Source organism: Streptococcus sp. CCH8-H5, from assembly GCF_001556505.1.
Taxonomy (GTDB): Bacteria; Bacillota; Bacilli; order Lactobacillales; family Streptococcaceae; genus Streptococcus.
Genome location: NZ_LSIZ01000039.1, coordinates 1 through 20333 on the forward strand (window position 1 = coordinate 1; position 20333 = coordinate 20333).

22 protein-coding genes and 1 tRNA gene are annotated in these 20333 nt (G+C 41.1%); 20 read left to right on the forward strand and 3 right to left on the reverse strand.

Going from position 1 to position 20333, the window contains the following annotated elements:
• From AX663_RS03285 to AX663_RS03355, 15 genes are all read left to right on the forward strand, one after another.
• The coding region (locus tag AX663_RS03285) for an LPXTG cell wall anchor domain-containing protein (protein WP_156430751.1) at positions 1 to 1279 on the forward strand (1279 nt) is incomplete at its 5' end.
• 185 nt (positions 1280 to 1464) lie between these two features.
• The gene (locus AX663_RS03290) at positions 1465 to 1686 is read left to right on the forward strand and encodes a DUF4649 family protein (RefSeq protein ID WP_002890796.1); all 222 of its coding nucleotides are present in this window, start codon (positions 1465 to 1467) and stop codon (positions 1684 to 1686) included.
• 135 nt (positions 1687 to 1821) lie between these two features.
• Positions 1822 to 2823, forward strand: coding sequence for a tryptophan ABC transporter substrate-binding protein (trpX, locus tag AX663_RS03295; protein WP_060971932.1), 1002 nt, complete (start codon positions 1822 to 1824; stop codon positions 2821 to 2823).
• Positions 2824 to 2832: 9 nt separating this feature from the next.
• Positions 2833 to 3702: an ABC transporter permease gene (locus AX663_RS03300; protein WP_060972689.1), complete on the forward strand. Its 870-nt coding sequence runs from the start codon at positions 2833 to 2835 to the stop codon at positions 3700 to 3702.
• Complete coding sequence (locus AX663_RS03305; protein WP_060972690.1) at positions 3699 to 4457, forward strand: ABC transporter ATP-binding protein; 759 nt, start codon at positions 3699 to 3701, stop codon at positions 4455 to 4457. The genes AX663_RS03300 and AX663_RS03305 overlap by 4 nt, the downstream gene beginning before the upstream one ends.
• Positions 4458 to 4636: 179 nt before the next feature.
• Entirely contained in the window at positions 4637 to 6298 is a 1662-nt protein-coding gene (locus AX663_RS03310) for a ribonuclease J (RefSeq protein ID WP_045768839.1), read from the forward strand.
• 134 nt (positions 6299 to 6432) lie between these two features.
• Entirely contained in the window at positions 6433 to 7215 is a 783-nt protein-coding gene (locus AX663_RS03315) for an alpha/beta hydrolase (protein ID WP_037611699.1), read from the forward strand.
• Between the two features lie 119 nt (positions 7216 to 7334).
• On the forward strand, positions 7335 to 8054 hold the full coding sequence (locus AX663_RS03320) for a matrixin family metalloprotease (RefSeq protein ID WP_004182633.1): 720 nt from the start codon (positions 7335 to 7337) through the stop codon (positions 8052 to 8054).
• Between the two features lie 11 nt (positions 8055 to 8065).
• Positions 8066 to 8437, forward strand: a complete 372-nt coding sequence (locus AX663_RS03325) for a hypothetical protein (RefSeq protein WP_060972691.1) — start codon at positions 8066 to 8068, stop codon at positions 8435 to 8437.
• A gap of 85 nt (positions 8438 to 8522) precedes the next feature.
• Positions 8523 to 8966, forward strand: a complete 444-nt coding sequence (locus AX663_RS03330; protein ID WP_002883520.1) for a flavodoxin — start codon at positions 8523 to 8525, stop codon at positions 8964 to 8966.
• Positions 8967 to 9017: 51 nt separating this feature from the next.
• Entirely contained in the window at positions 9018 to 10553 is a 1536-nt protein-coding gene (locus AX663_RS03335; RefSeq protein WP_060972692.1) for a ClC family H(+)/Cl(-) exchange transporter, read from the forward strand.
• A 73-nt stretch (positions 10554 to 10626) separates the two neighbouring features.
• On the forward strand, positions 10627 to 10899 hold the full coding sequence (locus tag AX663_RS03340; RefSeq protein WP_060972693.1) for a chorismate mutase: 273 nt from the start codon (positions 10627 to 10629) through the stop codon (positions 10897 to 10899).
• Between the two features lie 9 nt (positions 10900 to 10908).
• Positions 10909 to 12135: a voltage-gated chloride channel family protein gene (locus AX663_RS03345; protein WP_060972694.1), complete on the forward strand. Its 1227-nt coding sequence runs from the start codon at positions 10909 to 10911 to the stop codon at positions 12133 to 12135.
• A gap of 127 nt (positions 12136 to 12262) precedes the next feature.
• Positions 12263 to 12610, forward strand: a complete 348-nt coding sequence (rplS, locus tag AX663_RS03350) for a 50S ribosomal protein L19 (protein WP_002883489.1) — start codon at positions 12263 to 12265, stop codon at positions 12608 to 12610.
• Positions 12611 to 12660: 50 nt separating this feature from the next.
• Positions 12661 to 12732: transfer RNA gene (locus tag AX663_RS03355), tRNA-Arg, on the forward strand.
• 175 nt (positions 12733 to 12907) lie between these two features.
• Here AX663_RS03355 and AX663_RS03360 read toward each other — a convergent pair.
• Together AX663_RS03360 and AX663_RS10285 are read right to left on the reverse strand one after the other, a co-directional pair.
• Positions 12908 to 13453, reverse strand: a complete 546-nt coding sequence (locus tag AX663_RS03360; protein WP_060972695.1) for a hypothetical protein — start codon at positions 13451 to 13453, stop codon at positions 12908 to 12910.
• 75 nt (positions 13454 to 13528) lie between these two features.
• Positions 13529 to 13705: a DUF3042 family protein gene (locus AX663_RS10285; protein ID WP_002883513.1), complete on the reverse strand. Its 177-nt coding sequence runs from the start codon at positions 13703 to 13705 to the stop codon at positions 13529 to 13531.
• A gap of 75 nt (positions 13706 to 13780) precedes the next feature.
• Between AX663_RS10285 and miaA the strand changes: the two genes are divergently transcribed.
• From miaA to AX663_RS03380, 4 genes are all read left to right on the forward strand, one after another.
• On the forward strand, positions 13781 to 14692 hold the full coding sequence (gene miaA / locus AX663_RS03365; protein ID WP_060972696.1) for a tRNA (adenosine(37)-N6)-dimethylallyltransferase MiaA: 912 nt from the start codon (positions 13781 to 13783) through the stop codon (positions 14690 to 14692).
• A 33-nt stretch (positions 14693 to 14725) separates the two neighbouring features.
• On the forward strand, positions 14726 to 15226 hold the full coding sequence (locus tag AX663_RS03370; RefSeq protein ID WP_331708969.1) for a GAF domain-containing protein: 501 nt from the start codon (positions 14726 to 14728) through the stop codon (positions 15224 to 15226).
• Complete coding sequence (gene dnaX, locus AX663_RS03375; protein WP_060972698.1) at positions 15226 to 16878, forward strand: DNA polymerase III subunit gamma/tau; 1653 nt, start codon at positions 15226 to 15228, stop codon at positions 16876 to 16878. The genes AX663_RS03370 and dnaX overlap by 1 nt, the downstream gene beginning before the upstream one ends.
• Positions 16879 to 17083: 205 nt before the next feature.
• Entirely contained in the window at positions 17084 to 17269 is a 186-nt protein-coding gene (locus AX663_RS03380) for a DUF3272 family protein (protein WP_002883500.1), read from the forward strand.
• Here AX663_RS03380 and birA read toward each other — a convergent pair.
• Positions 17256 to 18194, reverse strand: a complete 939-nt coding sequence (gene birA / locus AX663_RS03385) for a bifunctional biotin--[acetyl-CoA-carboxylase] ligase/biotin operon repressor BirA (RefSeq protein ID WP_048674638.1) — start codon at positions 18192 to 18194, stop codon at positions 17256 to 17258. The two genes, AX663_RS03380 and birA, sit on opposite strands and share 14 nt — an antisense overlap.
• 279 nt (positions 18195 to 18473) lie before the next feature.
• Here birA and metK point away from each other — a divergent pair, with 279 nt between their 5' ends.
• Positions 18474 to 19667 (forward strand): methionine adenosyltransferase, encoded by a 1194-nt coding sequence (metK, locus tag AX663_RS03390; RefSeq protein ID WP_060972699.1) that lies wholly within the window; start codon positions 18474 to 18476, stop codon positions 19665 to 19667.
• The last annotated feature ends 666 nt before the right edge of the window (positions 19668 to 20333 follow it).

Here is a 20333-nt window from a genome sequence, read left to right on the forward strand (position 1 = left end):
AGCAGCAGACGGAACCGTAACCTTTGTTCCAGAAAAATCATTCGTAGGAACTGCATCAGCTGTAACAGTGGTTCATGAAGATAAGAACGGAACCAAAGCCTCTGCAACCTACACGCCAACAGTAACTCCAGTTACACCAACTTCAGAGCCAGCAACATCTACAGATATCCAAGGTCAAACACAAACAGGTAAACCAAGCTTCACGCCTGGTAACCCAAGTGTCCCAATGGATGATGATGTACCTGCTACCTTTGAAGACGGCTCAACAACTAAAGTTATTCCAGGTGAAGGAACTTACACAGTTGCTCCAGACGGAACTGTAACCTTCGTCCCAGAAAAAGCATTCACAGGAACAGGTACAGGTGTGACCGTGAAACGTGTTGATAAGAACGGTACAGCCGTTACAGCTACCTATACACCAACAGTAACACCAGTAACACCAACTGCAGAATCAGTTACTTCAATTGGTAATAAAGGTCAAACGCAAACAGGTAAGCCAAGCTTCACTGAAGGCGATAGCCGTGTACCAATGAATAACCAAGTACCAGCTACCTTTGAAGATGGCTCAACTACTAAGACTATTGCAGGTGTCGGAACTTACACAGTAGCTGCCGATGGTACTGTAACATTCACACCAGAAACTGAATTTACAGGAACTGCCCCAGCAGTCACAGTGGTTCGTGAAGATGTTAACGGAACTAAGGCTTCAGCTACCTACACACCAACTGTCCTTCCAATCACTAAGTTTGTTGATAAAGAAGGTAAGGAAATCCCAGGATATCCTACAGTTGATGGTGAACAGCCAAAAGCTGAAATTCCAGGTTACCGCTTCGTAGAAACTAAGAAATTACCTAATGGTGATATCGAACATGTCTACGAGCAAGTAACGACGTCATACGTTGATGAAAATGGTACGCCAATCCCTGGTTATCCAACCGAAGATGGCCAACAACCTAAGAAAGAAATCCCAGGTTATGAATTTGTGAAGACAGTTGTAGATGAAAATGGTAATACTCAACACATCTACAAACAAATTGTGACTCCAACACCAGTGCCGGATACAACTCCGACACCAGAGCCACAGCCAGCTCCACAAACAGAAGAGCCTAAGGCTCCAGTACTTCCAGAAACAAAAGAAGAAGCTCACTTTATCAATCCAAGTGATAAGACAGCTCAACTTCCAGAAACTGGTAGTGAGGATTCAAACCTTGCAATCTTTGGTTTGGCAAGTCTTCTAGCTGGATTTGGACTCTATGGCGCAAAACGACGCAAACGTTAAGATGATTTAACGGTCGGATAGGACCTTAAGAATCCAGATTCCAATTAAAATAGACCTCATGGCATTTGCCATGGGGTCTATTTGTATGGACTAGCCTGCTAGTTTTTTTAAGTCGTCATGATTGACTTTACTCACTAGGAAGCGTAATCTAGACTTTAATTAAAGGATTAAAAGGAGGTCCCTCGATGATTGAAGTAACTTATTTAAATACTGCAAAGCAAGAAAAACACACTTCTTTTGAAGATTACAATGAATTTGTCAGAGCACAGCAAGCTTGTTGGATTGCCTTACCGGATTCAACGCCAGTCACTAAGGTGACCATAAACGGACATGATATTGGCTACAAAGGACAATATGGCGACCTTTACTTTTATATCATGAAGCTAGATTTGGCACAATATCAGTAATAATAGGAAAAAGAATCAGACATCGTGTTCTGATTCTTTTTCTTTGAGCAAGGTAATTTTTATAAATTAAGAATATTGCTAATTGACTGAAAATGACTTACAATAGAAAGGAAGAATTTATAGAAGGAGACACATATGAAAAACAAGCGTTTAATTTGGACTTTGGTTTTCTTAGCTATCTTGACGATCGGTTCTATTGGTACAGATCTTTTCAAAAAAGAGCACCAAGATGCTAATAAGGTCGTCAAAGTAGGAATCCTCCAGTTCGTGACTCACGATGCCCTGGATCAAATCGAGAAGGGAATTGAGGATGGTCTTAAGGAAGCTGGTTATAAGGGAGATAAGGTTAAAATCACCCTCCTAAATGCCGAAGGAGACCAGTCTAAAATTCAAACCATGTCTAAACAATTGGTCAATGACAAGAATGATGTCGTTATCGGTATTGCAACGCCAGCAGCACAAGGACTAGCGGCAGCTACCAAGGACATTCCAGTCATTATGGGAGCTATCTCAGACCCTGTTGGGGCCAAATTGGTTAAGGACCTCAAGCATCCAGAAGGCAATGTCACTGGTACCTCTAACCAAGTGCCGATTAAGCAGACAGTGGAATTGGTCAAATCATTGACACCAAATGCTAAGACAATTGGTATTCTCTACGCTTCAAGCGAGGATAATTCCAAATCACAGGTTGAGAGCTTTAAGAAATTTGCTGAAAAAGATGGCCTAAATGTGGTCGAGTATGCCGTACCATCAACCAATGAAATCAATACAACTATGTCAGTCATGACTGGTAAGGTAGATGCTATCTGGACGCCTCAAGATAATACTATTGCCTCAGCCTTTTCAACAGTAATCTCATCAGCCAACCAAGCTAAGATTCCAGTTTATACGACTGTCGATACTATGGTGAAAGAGGGCGGTTTGGCCTCAGTTGCTCAAAGCCAATATGAACTTGGAAAGGCTACAGCTCGTAGTGCCGTTAAGGTTCTTAAAGGTAAGAAAGTTAAGGATGTTCCTGTAGATGTTATCGATGATGGCACACCAACGCTTAACCTTAAAGTTGCTCAAGACCTCAACATCACCATCCCTGACGATGTGCTTAAACAGTCAGACATCGCTGTTAAAGCTGATAAATAAGGAGGACTTATGATTATTTCATCTATTTATCAGGGGCTTCTATACGGAATCTTAGGTCTTGGGATTTACATGACTTTCCGTATCTTGGATTTTCCTGATTTGACAACAGAAGGTTCCTTCCCTCTTGGTGGGGCAGTAGCAGTAACCCTTATGAACTTTGGTTGGAACCCAATTTTAGCAACCTTGGTTGCCGTTTTGGCCGGCTGTGGAGCTGGACTTGTGACTGGTCTCCTCTATACTAAGGGAGAAATTCCTACTATTTTGGCAGGGATTTTGGTCATGACCTCTCTTAACTCAGTCATGCTTATGATTATGGGAAGGGCCAACCTGGGACTTCTTGATATCAAGACTATTCAAGATTTGCTTCCTTTCAGCAAGGACTACAATCTCTTGATTGTTGGTCTCATTGCTGTGAACATTGTTATCATTGCCTTGATTGCCTTTCTTAACACGCGCCTAGGTCAAGCTTATATTGCCACAGGTGATAATAGAGACATGGCCAAATCTTTTGGTATCAACACAGACAATATGGAAGTGATGGGGCTTGTTATCTCAAACGGTATTATTGCCCTCTCTGGAGCCTTGATTAGCCAACAGGACGGTTATGCCGACGTTTCTAAAGGGATTGGGGTTATCGTCATTGGTCTTGCCAGCATTATCATTGGTGAGGTCCTTTATGCGACTAACTTGACTCTGTTGGAACGTTTGATTGCCATCTGTATTGGTTCAATCCTCTATCAGTTCCTTTTGACAGCGGTTATTGCTCTTGGCTTTAACACAAACTACCTCAAACTCTTTAGTGCGATTGTCTTGGCTATTTGTTTGATTTCGCCTGTCCTACGTCGAAAATTCTTTAAGGGGGTGACCTTATCACGATGACAGCTATTGTAGAACTCAAAGATGCGACTGTTAAGGTCAATAACGGTTTTGACACCGAAAAAACCATCCTGAACCATGTTAATCTTACCATTAGAGAAGGTGACTTTATTACTATTCTTGGTGGAAATGGTGCCGGAAAATCAACCCTCTTCAACGTCATTGCAGGGACCCTCATGTTGACCAGTGGTCAGATTTTCATCATGGGTGAGGATGTTACGGCTCTCCCTGCTGAGAAGCGTGCTAAGTACCTCTCACGAGTCTTCCAAGATCCTAAAATGGGGACAGCTCCTCGTATGACCGTTGCAGAAAACCTCTTGATTGCCAAATACCGTGGCGAAAAACGAGGGCTTAAATCACGCCAAATTCATCTCTACACAGAGGAATTTCAAGGTCTGATTGAACGCATCAGTAATGGTTTAGAAAAGCACTTAGATACACCAGCAGGTCTCCTTTCAGGTGGTCAGCGTCAGGCTCTCAGTCTGTTGATGGCGACACTTAAACGTCCTGAGCTCTTGCTCTTAGATGAGCACACCGCAGCCCTGGATCCTAAGACCAGTGTAGCTCTTATGGAGTTGACTGATGAGTTTGTAACAGGTGACCATCTAACAGCCTTGATGATTACCCACCACATGGAAGATGCCCTAAAATATGGCAATCGTCTAATCGTTATGAAGGACGGTCAAATCATTAAAGACCTTACCAAGGAAGAAAAAGGCCAATTGGATATCACAGACTATTACGCTATGTTTGAGTAAGCCTAGTCTGACTCTAAATTGTAAAATAAGCCAAAAAGTTGTATACTTAAAGGGTATGCAACTTTTTGTTGTGGCCTGTAAATCGACAAGGAGACTGTTCGCACGAACGTTCAGCTTCTTGGACCGTCTGTAAAAATAGGCTCTAGAAGAGAGTCAAACTAAAAAGGAGAAAAACAAGCATGAGCGATATTAAAATTATTGCCCTAGGTGGAGTACGTGAAAATGCTAAGAACCTCTATATTGTTGAGATTAACGACTCTATCTTTATCTTGGATGCTGGTCTAAAGTATCCTGAAAATGAACAACTAGGTGTTGACTTTGTCATCCCTAACTTAGATTACTTGATTGAAAATAGAGATCGTATCCAAGGGATTTTCTTAACTCACGGACACGCCGATGCCATTGGTGCCCTACCTTATATCTTGCAAGAAGTCAAAGCACCAGTTTTTGGATCATCACTCACAATCGAGTTAGCTAAACTTTTTGTCAAGAATGCTGGCGTTAAGAAATTCAACAATTTCCATGTTATTGACGCAGAAACTGAAATTGAATTTGAGGATGCTGAGGTTTCATTCTTCAAAACAACTCACTCAATTCCAGAATCAATGGGGATTGTTCTTGGCACTGACCAAGGCAATATTGTCTATACAGGTGACTTCAAGTTTGACCAAGCTGCCCGTCCTTACTACAAAACTGATTTAGGTCGTTTGGCTGAAATTGGACGTGAAGGTGTTCTGGCCCTCTTGTCAGACTCAGCAAATGCGACAAGTACTGAACAAACAGCTTCTGAAGCAGAAGTTGGTCAAGAAATTGACCAAGTTATTGCTGATGCAGAAGGACGTGTTATTGTTGCTGCAGTTGCCTCAAACTTGGTACGTATCCAACAAGTCTTTGATTCAGCTGCTGATCACGGACGTCGTGTTGTTCTTACTGGTTTTGACGTAGAAAATATTGTCCGCACAGCCATTCGTCTCAAAAAATTGACTGTGGAGCATGAGAAACTTATTGTCAAACCAAAAGACATGAACAAGTTTGAAGACCACGAGTTGATTATCCTCGAAAATGGTCGTATGGGTGAACCAATTGATGGCCTTCAAAAGATGGCTGTTGGTCGTCACCGTTACGTTCAAATTAAGGATGGAGATTTGGTTTATATCGTAACAACTCCAAGCATTGCTAAGGAAGCCGTAGTGGCACGTGTCAACAACGCTATCTATAAAGCGGGTGGAACTGTTAAGATGATTACTCAGAGCCTTCGTGTTTCTGGACATGCCAATGCTCGCGAACTTCAATTGATGATTAACCTCCTTCGTCCACAGTATCTCTTCCCTATTCAAGGGGAGTACCGTGACCTTCAAGCACATGCAGAGTTAGCCTTGGAAGTTGGTATTCTTCCAGAAAATATTTATATCGTTAAACGCGGTGACATCATGCACTTGTCTGAAGATCAAGGTTTCCTTCATGAAGGAGCTGTTCCAGCTGGTGATGTTATGATTGACGGTAATGCCATTGGTGATGTAGGTAATATCGTCCTTCGTGACCGTAAGGTCTTGTCTGAAGATGGTATCTTTATCGTAGCTATCACTGTTAACAAGAAGGAACGTAAGATTGTCTCTAAAGCGCGTGTGAATACACGTGGGTTCGTTTATGTGAAGAAGAGCCGTGACATTCTCCGTGAGGCTGCTGACATTGTCAATGCTACCGTTGAAAATTACTTGGCAGGAGACAGCTTCGACTGGGGTGAACTGAAAGGAGCCGTCCGCGACGATGTGGCTAAGTTCCTCTTTGACCAAACCAAACGTCGCCCAGCTATCCTTCCAGTAGTTATGGAAGTCCGCTAATAACTGACTAAAACATAAGAGTGTGAGCGTGTCGCTTGCACCATAGACATTGAGGAAAGTCTCAACAAGACTTTGTTTTAAAATCAAAAGCTGGGGTGTCCCAGCTTTTCTAACATTAAGAAAGGAAAATACAAATGGCTTTTTTTCAAATTGAATACTCATCAGATGTTCTAGGACAATACCGCCAAGTGGATGTCATCTATCCAGATCGTGATCAGATTGCTGAAACGGAAAGTGATACGGACATCCCAGTTCTCTATCTCCTTCATGGCATGGGGGGCAATCATAATTCTTGGGCCTTCCGTACCAATATTCAGCGTCTCCTTCGTAAGACTAATCTCATTGTTATTATGCCTAACTCTGAAAATGGATGGTATACAAATACCAATTACGGGGTTAAGTATTACGATGCCATTGCTAAGGAGCTTCCTCAAGTCATGCAACGTTTCTTCCCTAGTATGACTAAGAAGCGTGAAAAGACCTTTATCGCTGGACTTTCTATGGGTGGCTATGGTTCTTTCAAACTAGCCTTAACGACAAATAACTTTGCTTGTGCGGGTTCCTTCTCTGGTGCCCTTGGATTATCAGTAGAGATGATTACAGATGAAACGAGTGAGTCTAAGGAATACTGGCAAGGTGTCTTTGGCGATTTGGAAGGAAAAGACATTGAGCAGCACAAATTGGTTAACCTAGCCAAACAACATGACAAGAAAACCAAATTCTTTGCCTGGTGTGGCCTTGAGGATTTCCTTTTTGATTCTCAAGATAAGGCAGTTGCTGATTTGAAGGCCCTTGGTTTAGACATTGACTACCGTACAGACCATGGAAGACATGAGTGGTATTATTGGGAAAAACAACTAGAAGCCTACTTAGAATGGTTACCTATTGATTACGTTAAAGAAGAACGCTTGTCTTAATAGGTCAATTTTGTAACATCTTATCAAAGAGATGATAAAAGCTTAAAGTGATATTTTTTGCTTGTCAGAACTATTAGAGCTTGATATACTAGGGGAAGTTTCGAAAAGGAGGCTCAATAATGAAAAAATTATTCAGAGTAATCTTCTATATTCCCAAACTTCTTTTACAATTTATTTGGAATCTTATTTGGGCTATATTTAAACTTGCCCTAGTTCTAGCCCTTATTGGTTATGGACTCGTCTACTATGCCAATAATTCTTCAAGTACCTTAGCCACAAACATTAACCAAGCCTTTCATCAAGTAGAGCTAGGTTTTAGTGGTACCAGTACTAGTGACGTTGAGAAAGTTGTCTCTAACCTATCAACGACAGATACCATTCCAGAGTCTAATGGAGCTAGATGGGCGCAAAATACAGCTAGCATCTATATACAATCTACAGATGAAACCTTGGTAGCAGCTTATAAGGAAGCTATTACTAACTGGAATAACACGGGTGCTTTCATCTTTACTTTAACTGATGATGCCTCAACGGCTGACATTGTTGCGACTGACTATTCCGATGCGAATTCACAGGCAGCAGGTTTAGCAGACACTCAAACCAATGTTTTGACCAACCGCATTACTCATGTGGATGTGAAGTTGAACCGTTATTTCCTCTTGAATAGTGATTTTGGTTATACTCACAAGCGTATTGTGAATACGGCTGAACACGAATTGGGACATGCCATTGGCTTAGACCATGATGACTCTAAGACATCCGTTATGCAATCAGCAGGATCTTATTACGGGATTCAACAGGTGGATATTGATACGGTCCATGCTCTCTATGCAAATTAAGGAGGGGTGTCATGCGCTATTTGAAACGCCTTGCTAGACGTTACCCCATGCAAACCTTCCTTTTTCTTTTCAATGCTGGGGTCTTTACTTGGTTGCAAACAACAGGAACCATGATTGCCAATCGTTTGGGGCTATCGGGTGATGGTATTTGGATTTATATTCCCAATTGGGTAAAAACGCTTACCAGTGATTCTATACAGAGTATTCAAATCCTATACGGAGCCTCTGGTTGGAGTTGGCTAATCACCTCTATGCTTCTCACTTGGCTCTTGACTTTTCTTAGAGGTCTCATGAGAGCAGTGATTCTCATTCTGATAGTTGGTCTTGGCTTATGGCTAGTCTATCGACACTTTGAACTCTTACAAAATCTAAAACTGTCCTGATGGGCAGTTTTTTTGAGTTGTTAGGTCATTTATTTTCTGAAGAAATATGATATAATATAGCTAATTTATTATTTTGGAGGACATTATGGCTTTAGCAAAAATCGTTTATGCCAGTATGACCGGTAACACGGAAGAAATCGCAGATATCGTTGCCAAAAAATTGGAAGAATTAGGTCACACTGTAGATGTAGACGAGTGTACAACGGTTGATGCTGCTGATTTTGAAGATGCGGACATCTGTATCGTAGCGACTTACACTTATGGTGATGGTGAGTTGCCAGATGAAATCGTTGACTTTTACGAAGATTTGGCTGACCTCGACTTGTCAGGTAAAATCTTTGGTGTTGTAGGTTCAGGAGATACCTTCTACGATTATTTCTGTCATTCAGTGGATGAGTTTGAAAATCAATTCACATTCACAGGGGCGACTAAGGGTGCTGATAGCGTCAAGGTTGACCTTTCTGCTGAAGATGAAGATATCGAAAATCTTGAAGCTTTCGCTGAAAAAGTTTCAGAAGCATTAGCATAAGAAAAAAGCAGAGTAAAGTCTGCTTTTATTGTAGTCAAAAATGGAGTTTTTATGAATGAAATAGAAAGAGATTTTAGGACGCAATCTCAACATCTCCTTTGGTCCGTTTGGCGAGGGCTTTTAGTGGGGGTGACAGCAGGAGCAGTGGTCAGTCTTTTTCGTTGGTTAATTGCCAAAGGGGCCGCATTTTCTGTAGCTATTTACGAAGACGCCCTTCAAAATCCACTTATGATTCTGGGAATTGTACTTGTTAATCTCTTGATTGCCCTTTTTATTGGTTACCTTATTAAGCAGGAAAAAGACATCAAGGGCTCAGGGATTCCCCATGTTGAAGGGGAACTGATGGGGCTTCTACATCCGTCCTGGTGGTCAGTTTTATGGCGTAAATTCCTAGGTGGAGTCCTTGGGATTTCAATGGGACTGATGTTGGGACGTGAGGGACCTAGTATTCAACTAGGTGCCATGACTGCTAAGGGATTAGCCAAGGGACTTAAGCTCTCTGCACGTGAGAAGCGTGTCTTGATTGCTGCAGGAGCAGCAGCAGGGTTATCGGCTGCCTTCAATGCCCCAATTGCTGGTCTTTTGTTTGTCGTCGAAGAAGTCTATCATCATTTCTCTCGTCATGTTTGGGTGACAGCTTTAACGGCATCTTTAGTAGCCAATGCTGTTTCCCTACGCATCTTTGGCCAGGTACCAGTCCTTGCTATGACAGAAAAATTACCCGTATTTCCTTTGAAAGATTATTGGATTCTTATTGTTTTGGGGATTTTTCTAGGTGTGCTTGGATACGGTTATGAGTGGGTTGTCTTACGTATTGGTAAGGTCTACCAAGGGTTAGGGAAAATCTTCCACTTGCCATCTCATTTTCATGGCCTCTTGGCAGTTCTGTTTATCATTCCTATTGGTCTTTATTTTCCACATCTTTTAGGTGGTGGGAATGAATTGATTCTTGCCCTAAATGGTTTACATCCTGCTCTAACTGTGGCTATCCTCTATTTGGCTATTCGCTTTATTTGGAGTATGTTGTCCTTTGGTTCAGGTTTTCCTGGTGGGATTTTCTTGCCGATTTTGACTCTAGGTGCTCTTTCTGGTAGCGTTTTTGCGGCAGCTTTTGAAAATCTAGGATTCTTACAAGTCAGTCAGTTCCCTATTTTTATCATTCTTGGTATGGCTGGTTATTTCGGTGCGGTATCTAAGGCACCGCTCACTGCTATGATTTTAGTGACTGAGATGGTGGGTGACCTTCACCAATTGATGACAATTGGTGTCGTGACCCTGATTGCCTATCTAGTCATGGATTTCATGGGAGGAGAACCTGTCTATGAAGCCATGCTTCACAATCTATTAGCTCACAAACCAGAGCAAGTTGATAATATACCGACGATGATTGACTTACCGGTTACAGATAGTCTAGCTGGTCGATTGGTTAAGGATTTAACCTTACCTGATGGGGTTTTGATTTCCACTCAGATTTTTCAAGATCAGTCTGAGGTTGTTCATGGAGACACACGTCTAAAAGCAGGAGCAACCCTGTATCTAGTTGTTAATGAAAGTAATATCAGTCAGGTAAGAAAACTCTTTTTATAAGCAATTCAATGGCTTGAGGCTCTTTTGTCCTTAGGTCATTTTTGTTATAATGGAGAGAAAAAAGGAGGTCAGTATGGACTTAAATGAGATTCGCCAACAGATTGACACCGTTGATAATGAGATCGTGGCTTTGTTGGAAGAACGTATGAAATTGGTAACTCGAGTAAGTGCTTATAAACAACGCACTGGAAAGGCGATTTATGATCCCGAACGAGAGCAAGCCCTGCTTGACAAAGTAGGCGCTAGTGTCCTTAATCCCGAATATAGAGAAGCTATCGTCGCTAGTTTTGCGGATATTATGAAGCATTCACGTACTTATCAAATAGGCAAGCTTGAAGGAAGGTAGGCTATTAAGATGAAAATTAGACAATTAAGTGAGAGTCAAGGTCTCTCATACTCCAATTTAGTGATTTTGAGTCTCTATGCTGTCTTTCTAGGGGCGCTGGTTGGGCTGATTGATGCTATTTTTGGTCGTGTTCTCATAGGACTTTCAGAATATCGGGACCACCATCTCTTTTATCTAGTCCCAGCGCTTCCTATAGCTGGGCTTTTGATTGTTTACCTTTACCAAAGGTTTGCAGGCAAGGCAGCACAAGGGATGGGCTTGATTTTCAAGGTTGGACATAATGAGGAGGATCAAGTCCCCCTAAGGTTAATTCCACTGGTGACTGTAACCACATGGCTGACCCACCTTTTCGGGGGTTCTGCAGGTCGTGAGGGAGTTGCTGTACAACTGGGGGCCACAGTTTCTCATGCTTTTAGTCGCTATTTTAAGCTCCCGAATGCTTCACGTATTTTCTTGACCATGGGGATGGCCGCTGGTTTTGGAGGGCTCTTCCAAACACCAATCGCCGCGACCTTCTTTGCGCTTGAGGTATTGACTCTAGGACAGTTAAGTCTGCCAATCTTGGTACCGACTCTTATTGCATCTTTTGTGGCTAGTACGACAAGCCATCTCTTAGGTCTTGAAAAATTTAGCCACTTTGTCTCCGAAAGTTTGAGTATTGACCTTGGGACGTTTATTAAATTAGCTCTTTTAGGTCTGGCCTTTGGTCTAGCAGGAAATCTCTTTGCTTATCTCTTGTCACTAGCTAAAAAGAAAGTAGCAAGTCTGCTCCCAAATCCTTATTATCGTGTTCTCTTAGGAAGTGTCGTCTTAACCTGTCTTCTTTTGATTTTGTGGAAGGGACGTTATACAGGTCTTGGAACGAATTTGATTGCTTTAAGTGTTGGTGGTGGGACCATTTATCCATTGGATTGGCTCTTGAAATTGCTCTTGACCGTCTTTACCCTATCTCTTGGTTTCCAAGGAGGAGAAGTAACCCCTTTGTTTGCTATCGGAGCCAGTCTTGGTGCTGTTCTAGCACCAGTTCTGGGACTTCCAATTCCACTTGTAGCAGGTCTAGGCTATCTGTCTGTCTTTGGTAGCAGTACCAATACCCTTTTAGCACCTATTTTCATTGGAGTTGAAGTCTTTGGTCCCGCTAATGCAGTCCCTTATGCGATTGTCATGGTTTTTGCTTATCTCATTAATCATAAGACGAGCATTTATGGACAACAAAAAATGCTAGAAATGCAATAAGATACTAGACATCCTGATAATTTTTTGATAAGATACTAGGAGTGTGTAATGGACACACAAAAATAACGGCTAATCCGCTGAGACACAGAGGTTGCTCTTAAGATTAGTAAGATAGGAGTATATAAAAATGAATCCATTGATCCAAAGTTTGACAGAAGGTCAACTTCGTACTGACATCCCATCATTCCGTCCTGGTGACACTGTTCGCGTTCACGCGAAAGTTGTCGAAGGAACTCGCGAACGTATCCAGATCTTTGAAGGTGTAGTTATTTCACGCAAAGGTCAAGGGATCTCAGAAATGTACACAGTTCGTAAAATTTCAAGCGGTATCGGTGTAGAACGTACTTTCCCAATCCACACTCCACGTGTTGAAAAGATTGAAGTTGTACGCTACGGTAAAGTCCGCCGTGCTAAACTTTACTACTTGCGTGCTTTGCAAGGTAAAGCTGCACGTATCAAAGAAATCCGTAAATAATTTACAGATTTCACATAAAAAATCTGTCCTCGTGGCAGATTTTTTCATAAGTCCTCTTAGTTAAATGGATATAACAACTCCCTCCTAAGGAGTCGTTGCTGGTTCGATTCCGGCAGGGGACATTTTTAAGCCTTTAACCATGCGGTTTTAAGCTATTTTGCCCCAAATTTAAACCAAATGTATTTGACGCCTATTGAATTATAGGTGTTTTTTTGATATGCAAAAACCCTAGTCAGGATTAGTCCTAACTAGGGTTTCGGATAGAATACTAGTGATGTTAAGTATTCTGTTAACTCATTAATTGGAATTGGCAGTTGTATCTGTGCTTGATGAAGCTTGTGGGTACTCGTAAGGATTGTTATCAACGTCGTTAACCCACTCATTGCTCTGATCAGTTGAGCTTGCGTGATTGCTTCCTCCACCAGCACCTGCGGCGAAGGCTGCATCGTGACCTCCACCGCCTCCTCCGTTAGTGGCATAGGAGCCATCTTCTGGTCCGCCCCAACCTCGTCCGCCTTCAACAGGCTTGGACTTTTCTTGATTTCCATCTTGATGAGGTGTTTGGTTGTTTGTTTTCTGATTTGGTCCTTGAACTGAAGAAGATGCTTGGTTCTTATTTTCGTCTTTAGCATCCGTCTTATGCTCTTCCGTCGAAGTAGCAGTTGATGATTTAGTGTTCTCTTTTTTATGAGAAGAGCTACTTTTTGATGAAAGGCTGTGAGAGATGTGATGCGTTTTTGCTGCTGGCTTTACAGGTTCTTTTAAATGTTTTGATAAAAAAACGAAGAGAAAGAAGAAAGCTAGCAAAGAGAAGGTGATAATATTATATTTTTTTCTTTTCAAATTTGGCTCCGTTCCTAGTCATAGATGAAGAGTTAAAAATAACAGCAAAAAACCAGGTTTCCCTGGTTCTCATTATTAGCGGCTTACACGACGACGAGCTGCTTTTTTACGGTTTTCTTCGATGAAAGCCAATTTCTTTTCTTCTGGTTCGATAATGGTTTTCTTAACTGCGAAGACAGCACCTGCTACAGTAGCAGCAGTTCCGATAACGCCAGTAGCGACACCTTTAGCGAATGAATGTTTTTTAGCCATGAGACTATCCTCCGTATATGTTATAATATGCTTATATTATCTAAAAAAATATCTAGAATAGCAAGTGAAAACATTATGAAAACCAAACTTATTGTAGTAGCTGGTCCTACTGCTGTAGGAAAAACAGCGCTTGGAATTGAATTGGCCAAGCGTTTTAATGGCGAAATTATTTCAGGAGATAGCCAGCAGGTTTACCGACAATTGAATATAGGCACCGCCAAGGCCACTCCTGAAGAGCAGGCAGCAGCATTGCATCATCTGATTGATGTTCGCGATGTTGATGAGACCTATTCAGCTTATGATTTTGTGACAGAGGCAGAGGCTGCCATTACAGATATCGTTAGTCGTGGTAAGCTGCCTATTGTAGTAGGAGGAACAGGTCTCTATTTACAAAGTCTCCTAGAAGGGTATCACCTAGGGGGACAGGTCGATCAGGAGCAGGTTTTAGCCTATCGCTCGGAATTAGAGCAATTATCTGATCAGGAACTTTTTGAAAAAATTGATCGCTTAGGTATTGAGATTAAAGAGATTAACCGTCGTCGTGCTATTAGAGCACTTGAGCTTCATCGTTTTTCGGAGAATCTTGAAAATACTGAGACGACTTATGATCCCTTTATTATCGGATTAGATGATGAACGTTCCTTGATCTATGACCGCATCAATACACGAGTAGACAAGATGGTTGAACATGGTCTCTTGGAAGAAGCCAAGTGGCTGTACGATAATTATCCTGATGCCCAGTCAGCTCGTGGTATAGGATACAAGGAGTTGTTTCCTTATTTTGCTGGGAACCAGAGCTTGGACGAAGCCTTGGAAAAACTCAAGCAAAATACGCGTCGATTTGCTAAACGTCAATTAACTTGGTTCAGAAATCGAATGACTGTTAAGTTTTATCAGATTTCTAGTCCAGAATATCCTGAAAATGTCGTTCAAGATCTTGAATTATTTTTAAATGAAAGGGAAGGAGAAAAGGTAGGTCAATCTTAGTTTTAAGAACCAATCTTTGCTATAATGGTAGTTATGACTAACGAAGAAAAAAAATCAGCCTATGAATTAATGCTAGCACAAGCTAAGGTGCTTTTTGCCAATGAAGGCAATGCTTTGGCCAACTTTTCTAATGCCTCAGCTCTCTTGAATACAACCCTGCCGAATTCTGTGTTCACAGGCTTCTACCTGATGGATAATGTTAAAAATGAGTTAATCCTTGGCCCTTTCCAAGGTAATGTTTCTTGTGTTCGGATTGCCCTAGGTAAGGGTGTTTGTGGCCAGTCTGCAGCAGAAAATAGAACCTTAATTGTCGAAGATGTCACCAAACACGCCAATTATATCGCTTGTGATTCTGCTGCTCGAAGTGAAATTGTTGTACCAATGGTAAAAGATGGCAAATTAGTTGGTGTTCTCGATTTGGATTCTCATCAAGTAGGAGACTATAACGACGTAGACCAAGATTATCTTGAAGCATTTGTCAAAATTCTACTCGAGAAAACCGAGCTTACATTTGGAATGTTTGAGGTAAACTAATGTATCAAGCCTTATATCGTAAATACCGTAGTCAGACCTTTGGTGAAATGGTTGGTCAAAAAGTGATTTCAACCACGCTCAGACAGGCGGTAGAGTCAGGGAAAATCAGCCACGCCTATCTCTTTTCAGGGCCACGTGGTACCGGTAAAACCAGTGCGGCAAAAATCTTTGCCAAGGCTATGAACTGTCCTAATCAAGTTGATGGTGAACCTTGTAATCACTGCGATATTTGTCGCGATATTACAAACGGTAGTCTCGAAGATGTGATTGAAATTGATGCCGCTTCAAACAACGGTGTTGATGAGATTCGTGAGATTCGTGATAAGTCAACCTATGCCCCAAGTCGTGCGACTTACAAGGTCTATATTATCGATGAGGTTCACATGCTTTCGACAGGTGCCTTCAATGCTCTTTTGAAGACTTTGGAAGAACCAACTGAAAATGTGGTCTTTATCCTAGCGACCACTGAATTACATAAGATTCCTGCAACCATCCTTTCTCGCGTTCAACGTTTTGAGTTTAAATCGATTAAGCAGGGAGCTATTAAAGAGCATTTGGCTTCAATTCTGGAAAAAGAAGGATTGACCTTTGATGATGAGGCTTTGACCATTATTGCTCGTCGTGCGGAAGGTGGTATGCGTGATGCTTTGTCAATCTTAGACCAAGCACTGAGTCTTTCTCCTGATAATCATGTCAGTCAAGCTGTAGCTGAAGAAATCACTGGTTCTATTGGTTTGACAGCCTTAGACAGTTTTGTCGCTAACGTTCGCAATCAAGAGACTACGCAAGCTTTATCAAATCTTGAAACTCTTTTTGATAATGGTAAGTCTATGAGCCGTTTTGCGACGGATCTCTTGGAGTATTTCCGTGATCTTTTGATTGTCAAAGCGGGCGGAGAGAACAGTCACCATAGTCCCCTTTTTGAGGAGAATCTTTCTCTGGAGCAAGACCGACTTTTCCAACTGATTGACTTGGTTACAAGTGCCTTGCCAGAAATTAAAACTGGAACACATCCTAAAATCTATGCGGAAATGCTGACTATAAAATTGTCAGAGACTCATACTCAGGTTTCACAAGAAATTCCTGGGAATTTGCAAGAAGAGTTAGATAGTCTTCGTCGCGAGGTAGAAGGTCTACGTAAAGCTCTTAAAGAGGGCAAAGTCCAAGGAGAAGTAGCACCAAGTCGAAAAGCCAAACCTGCTTATCAGTACAAGGTGGATCGTGAAAAGATTCTCACTATTATGCGTGAAACCATGGAAAATCCGCAGAAATCACGCCAGTGTCTGGATGCCCTAAAGGCAACTTGGCCTGAAATCTTGGATTCTATCAGCCCACAAAATAGGGCACTTTTGAATGGATCTGAACCTGTACTGGCCAATCAGGAAAATGCTATCCTGGCATTTAATGCTGCCTTTAATGCTGAGCAGGTCATGAAACGCAGTGATCTCAATGATATGTTTGGTAATATCATGAGTTCAGCTGCCGGTTTCTCACCTAATATTATGGCTGTTCCAAAAGCAGAATTTGAAAAACTCCGTACAGAATTTGCACGCAGTCTCAAATCCAAAGAAGAATTGGAAAAAGAAGATCGTGAAGAGTATATCCCTCAAGAACTCGAGTTTCTCTCTGATGTAGTAGAAATAGAGGACTAAAAAGGTCCAGTGGACCTTTTTAGGTCCGAGCCAAGAAACACAAAAGCGAGGAGGTCCAGTGGACCTTTTTAGGTCCGAGCCAAGAAATGCAAAAGCGAGGATGTCCAGTGTAATTTGATAGATTTCTGAAGCTGTTCCATCCGTGTAAAAATGAAAAGAGCCTAGACTGCTTGTCCTAGGCTCTATCTATTGATATAATAATCTTATGATTCAACAAATTTTGTTTATTACGCTTGAAACTATTTTTGAAACGGTTTGTTTTAATTACAGTTTACAGCACGGCTATTACTTTTTTACAGCCTTTTTTGGTTATTTATTGTTTCGTCGTCTTTGGACAACCTATGTTGTTTCACGCATTGCGCGTGCAGCCGACAAGTCTACCAAGAAGTAAGGCTCACTTCGCCAGCACTCAGCCATTTTTCCTGACCATCATCAGTAAGAACGAGAAGTTGGCCCTTGTCGCCAATTTCTTTAGCAACACCAGTATAAGTCTTTCCAGCTTGTTCAAAGGTCACTTGTTTGTCTAGAACGAGGGACTTTTCTTTATAGACTTTTACCAAATCACTAGTTGGAATGGTTAAAAAGAGCTTCCAAATTTCTGAAATAAGCTGGTTTCGAGTGATACTTGGTTTTTCAGAAGTAAAAAGGCTAGTAGCTTTATTGGCTAACTCTTCAGGAAAATCACTGATTGAGAAGTTAAGCCCAATCCCGATAATGACATCTGTGATGCGACCAGATTCGATAGAACTAATGGCTTCGGTAAGGATACCAGCCATTTTTTTGTTGTTGAGGTAAATGTCATTAACCCATTTGATTTCTGTATTGATACCGGTTAGACGCTGGATAGCTTTGACAATAGCTGCTGCCGCCATCATGGTATAAGGTGGTAAGTCAGCAAAATGACAGTTTGGTTTTAAGTGGATACTCATGTAGATACCACCTTGTGGAATGGCAAAGAAGTGACGATCAAATCTTCCTTTGGCCGCTTTTTGACTTGATGCCAGATAAAGTGCGGGCGTCGGATTATTCTTTTCCATGCCATGTTTAGCATCAAGTTGGGTAGAGTTAGAATCTGGATTAAAGTAGACTGGAATGTTGAGTTGTTTAGAAATGTCTTGAGGAAGAAGAATATCTCCCTTTTCTAAATAGTAGCCTTTCTTCCGTACACTTGTAATGTCAATTCCTTGTTCTTGTAGTGTTTGGATTGCCTTCCAAATAGCTGTCCGTGAGACACCAAGGCTTTTAGCCAAACTTTCTCCCGTCACAAAGTCAGGACTCTTCGATAAGATGTCATAAACGTGTTCATAAGTTTTCATATCCTAAGTATAATACAAAAGATGGTAAAATGCTCACTATAAATTATTGATAAGGCTTGATAATAAATAACTATATGACTAGACTGAAAAAACATGATATAATGGAAGGTAGTTATTAAGTCCCGATAAGGCAACAGTCATCCTAGGGTTGGCTGTTGGTTCTTTGTAACTTTTTAACGGCGTCTAGCTCTATTAGGAGTATAGCGTTTTACCTATTAGGAGACGGTCAAATCTGTTTTATCTAATACTATTTTTCATATTAAAAGGGGGACATTTTATATGTCAGAACGTAAACTTTTCACGTCTGAATCTGTATCTGAGGGGCATCCAGATAAAATTGCAGACCAAATTTCAGATGCCATTCTTGATGCGATTTTAGCAGAGGATCCAGATGCACACGTTGCAGCAGAAACAGCTGTCTACACAGGTTCTGTCCACGTTTTCGGTGAAGTTTCTACAACAGCTTATGTGGACATTAACCGTGTGGTTCGTGATACTATCGCTGAAATTGGTTATAACAATGCAGAATACGGCTTTGCGGCAGAATCTGTTGGGGTTCACCCATCATTGATCGAACAATCTCCAGATATTGCTCAAGGTGTCAATGAATCACTTGAAGTTCGTGGAACTGGTGACCAAGACCCACTTGATCTTATCGGAGCTGGTGACCAAGGTTTGATGTTTGGTTTTGCTATTGATGAAACTCCAGAGTTTATGCCACTTCCAGTTAGCCTTTCACATAAATTGGTTAAAAAATTGGCAGATTTGCGTAAATCTGGTGAGATTTCATACCTTCGTCCGGATGCTAAATCTCAGGTTACTGTTGAGTATGATGAGAATGACCAACCAGTACGTGTTGATACAGTCGTTATCTCAACGCAACACGATCCTGAAGCAACTAACGATCAAATTCGTCAAGACGTCATTGAAAAAGTCATTAAAGCAGTTATTCCAGCCGAATACTTGGATGACGAGACAAAATTCTTTATCAACCCAACAGGTCGTTTTGTTATTGGAGGTCCTCAAGGGGACTCTGGTTTGACTGGTCGTAAGATTATTGTTGATACTTATGGTGGTTACTCAAGACACGGTGGTGGTGCCTTCTCAGGTAAGGATGCCACTAAGGTTGACCGTTCAGCTTCATATGCCGCTCGCTATATTGCTAAAAACATCGTAGCTGCTGGTCTTGCTAAGAAAGCAGAAGTACAATTGGCTTATGCTATTGGTGTTGCTAATCCTGTGTCTGTCCGTGTTGATACCTTCGGAACGGCGACAGTTGCTGAAAGCAAACTTGAAGCTGCTGTCCGTGATCTCTTTGACTTGCGTCCTGCAGGTATCATTCAAATGCTGGATCTTAAACGTCCTATCTACCGTCAAACAGCAGCCTATGGTCACATGGGACGTACTGACATCGATCTTCCATGGGAAAAATTGGATAAGGTAGATGCCCTCAAAGCAGCTGTAGAAGATTAAAAATATTTAATATAACTTTCAATTTAATAATATCAAAACAACAGAATTTAATTTTTTTGAATTCTGTTTTTTATTTTGAAAATGAATAATATGAATTTTCTGACTTCAGACACATGTAAACCCAAAGGATTGAGTAATTAAAGGCTAAAAATGACTAGCTAAAAATAAATTCTTTAGGTGAAAAACTTTGAAAGGAGTTGAAAAATAAGAAAAAATTGCTATAATAAGAGTGACGATGTAAATATGAAACTAGAGTCATTTTAGATTGATAGAGTAAGAAGAAATACCTTTAAATAAGGTCTAACAGGTGTTAGATAATCTAAAGTGATCTGGTTAGTTTGTGATTTCTTGGGGAAGCTAATCAACATAACAAGATATTTAATTAGTCAATTTAATCTATTCTTTAATAATATTAATTTTACTTAATGTTTATTTAGGATAATCTTGTTCTTTCTTATATTTTTTGAAATCTTTAAGAATCTTCAAAAGAGATTCTGATGAGAGTTAGGTTATCACTCATTGGGGAGGAAGACATAGCTTTCAAAGAGCTTTCTTAAGAAAGGCATTACATTGTGGTCTTGAGAGTATTGGGAAATACTTGAGACTAATGATTAGAATGGGTAGAGAGTGTAGTTAAGGGGATACTCTTAAAAGTGGGGAGAAGTT

Excerpts from the sequence above, each read along its gene's own strand:
- AX663_RS03290 (WP_002890796.1), top strand. The coding sequence starts at position 1,465 with ATGATTGAAGTAACTTATTTAAATACTGCAAAGCAAGAAAAACACACT.
- trpX (WP_060971932.1), top strand. The coding sequence starts at position 1,822 with ATGAAAAACAAGCGTTTAATTTGGACTTTGGTTTTCTTAGCTATCTTG.
- AX663_RS03300 (WP_060972689.1), top strand. The coding sequence starts at position 2,833 with ATGATTATTTCATCTATTTATCAGGGGCTTCTATACGGAATCTTAGGT.
- AX663_RS03305 (WP_060972690.1), top strand. The coding sequence starts at position 3,699 with ATGACAGCTATTGTAGAACTCAAAGATGCGACTGTTAAGGTCAATAAC.
- AX663_RS03310 (WP_045768839.1), top strand. The coding sequence starts at position 4,637 with ATGAGCGATATTAAAATTATTGCCCTAGGTGGAGTACGTGAAAATGCT.
- AX663_RS03315 (WP_037611699.1), top strand. The coding sequence starts at position 6,433 with ATGGCTTTTTTTCAAATTGAATACTCATCAGATGTTCTAGGACAATAC.
- AX663_RS03320 (WP_004182633.1), top strand. The coding sequence starts at position 7,335 with ATGAAAAAATTATTCAGAGTAATCTTCTATATTCCCAAACTTCTTTTA.
- AX663_RS03325 (WP_060972691.1), top strand. The coding sequence starts at position 8,066 with ATGCGCTATTTGAAACGCCTTGCTAGACGTTACCCCATGCAAACCTTC.
- AX663_RS03330 (WP_002883520.1), top strand. The coding sequence starts at position 8,523 with ATGGCTTTAGCAAAAATCGTTTATGCCAGTATGACCGGTAACACGGAA.
- AX663_RS03335 (WP_060972692.1), top strand. The coding sequence starts at position 9,018 with ATGAATGAAATAGAAAGAGATTTTAGGACGCAATCTCAACATCTCCTT.
- AX663_RS03340 (WP_060972693.1), top strand. The coding sequence starts at position 10,627 with ATGGACTTAAATGAGATTCGCCAACAGATTGACACCGTTGATAATGAG.
- AX663_RS03345 (WP_060972694.1), top strand. The coding sequence starts at position 10,909 with ATGAAAATTAGACAATTAAGTGAGAGTCAAGGTCTCTCATACTCCAAT.
- rplS (WP_002883489.1), top strand. The coding sequence starts at position 12,263 with ATGAATCCATTGATCCAAAGTTTGACAGAAGGTCAACTTCGTACTGAC.
- AX663_RS10285 (WP_002883513.1), bottom strand. The coding sequence starts at position 13,705 with ATGGCTAAAAAACATTCATTCGCTAAAGGTGTCGCTACTGGCGTTATC.
- miaA (WP_060972696.1), top strand. The coding sequence starts at position 13,781 with ATGAAAACCAAACTTATTGTAGTAGCTGGTCCTACTGCTGTAGGAAAA.
- AX663_RS03370 (WP_331708969.1), top strand. The coding sequence starts at position 14,726 with ATGACTAACGAAGAAAAAAAATCAGCCTATGAATTAATGCTAGCACAA.
- dnaX (WP_060972698.1), top strand. The coding sequence starts at position 15,226 with ATGTATCAAGCCTTATATCGTAAATACCGTAGTCAGACCTTTGGTGAA.
- AX663_RS03380 (WP_002883500.1), top strand. The coding sequence starts at position 17,084 with ATGATTCAACAAATTTTGTTTATTACGCTTGAAACTATTTTTGAAACG.
- birA (WP_048674638.1), bottom strand. The coding sequence starts at position 18,194 with ATGAAAACTTATGAACACGTTTATGACATCTTATCGAAGAGTCCTGAC.
- metK (WP_060972699.1), top strand. The coding sequence starts at position 18,474 with ATGTCAGAACGTAAACTTTTCACGTCTGAATCTGTATCTGAGGGGCAT.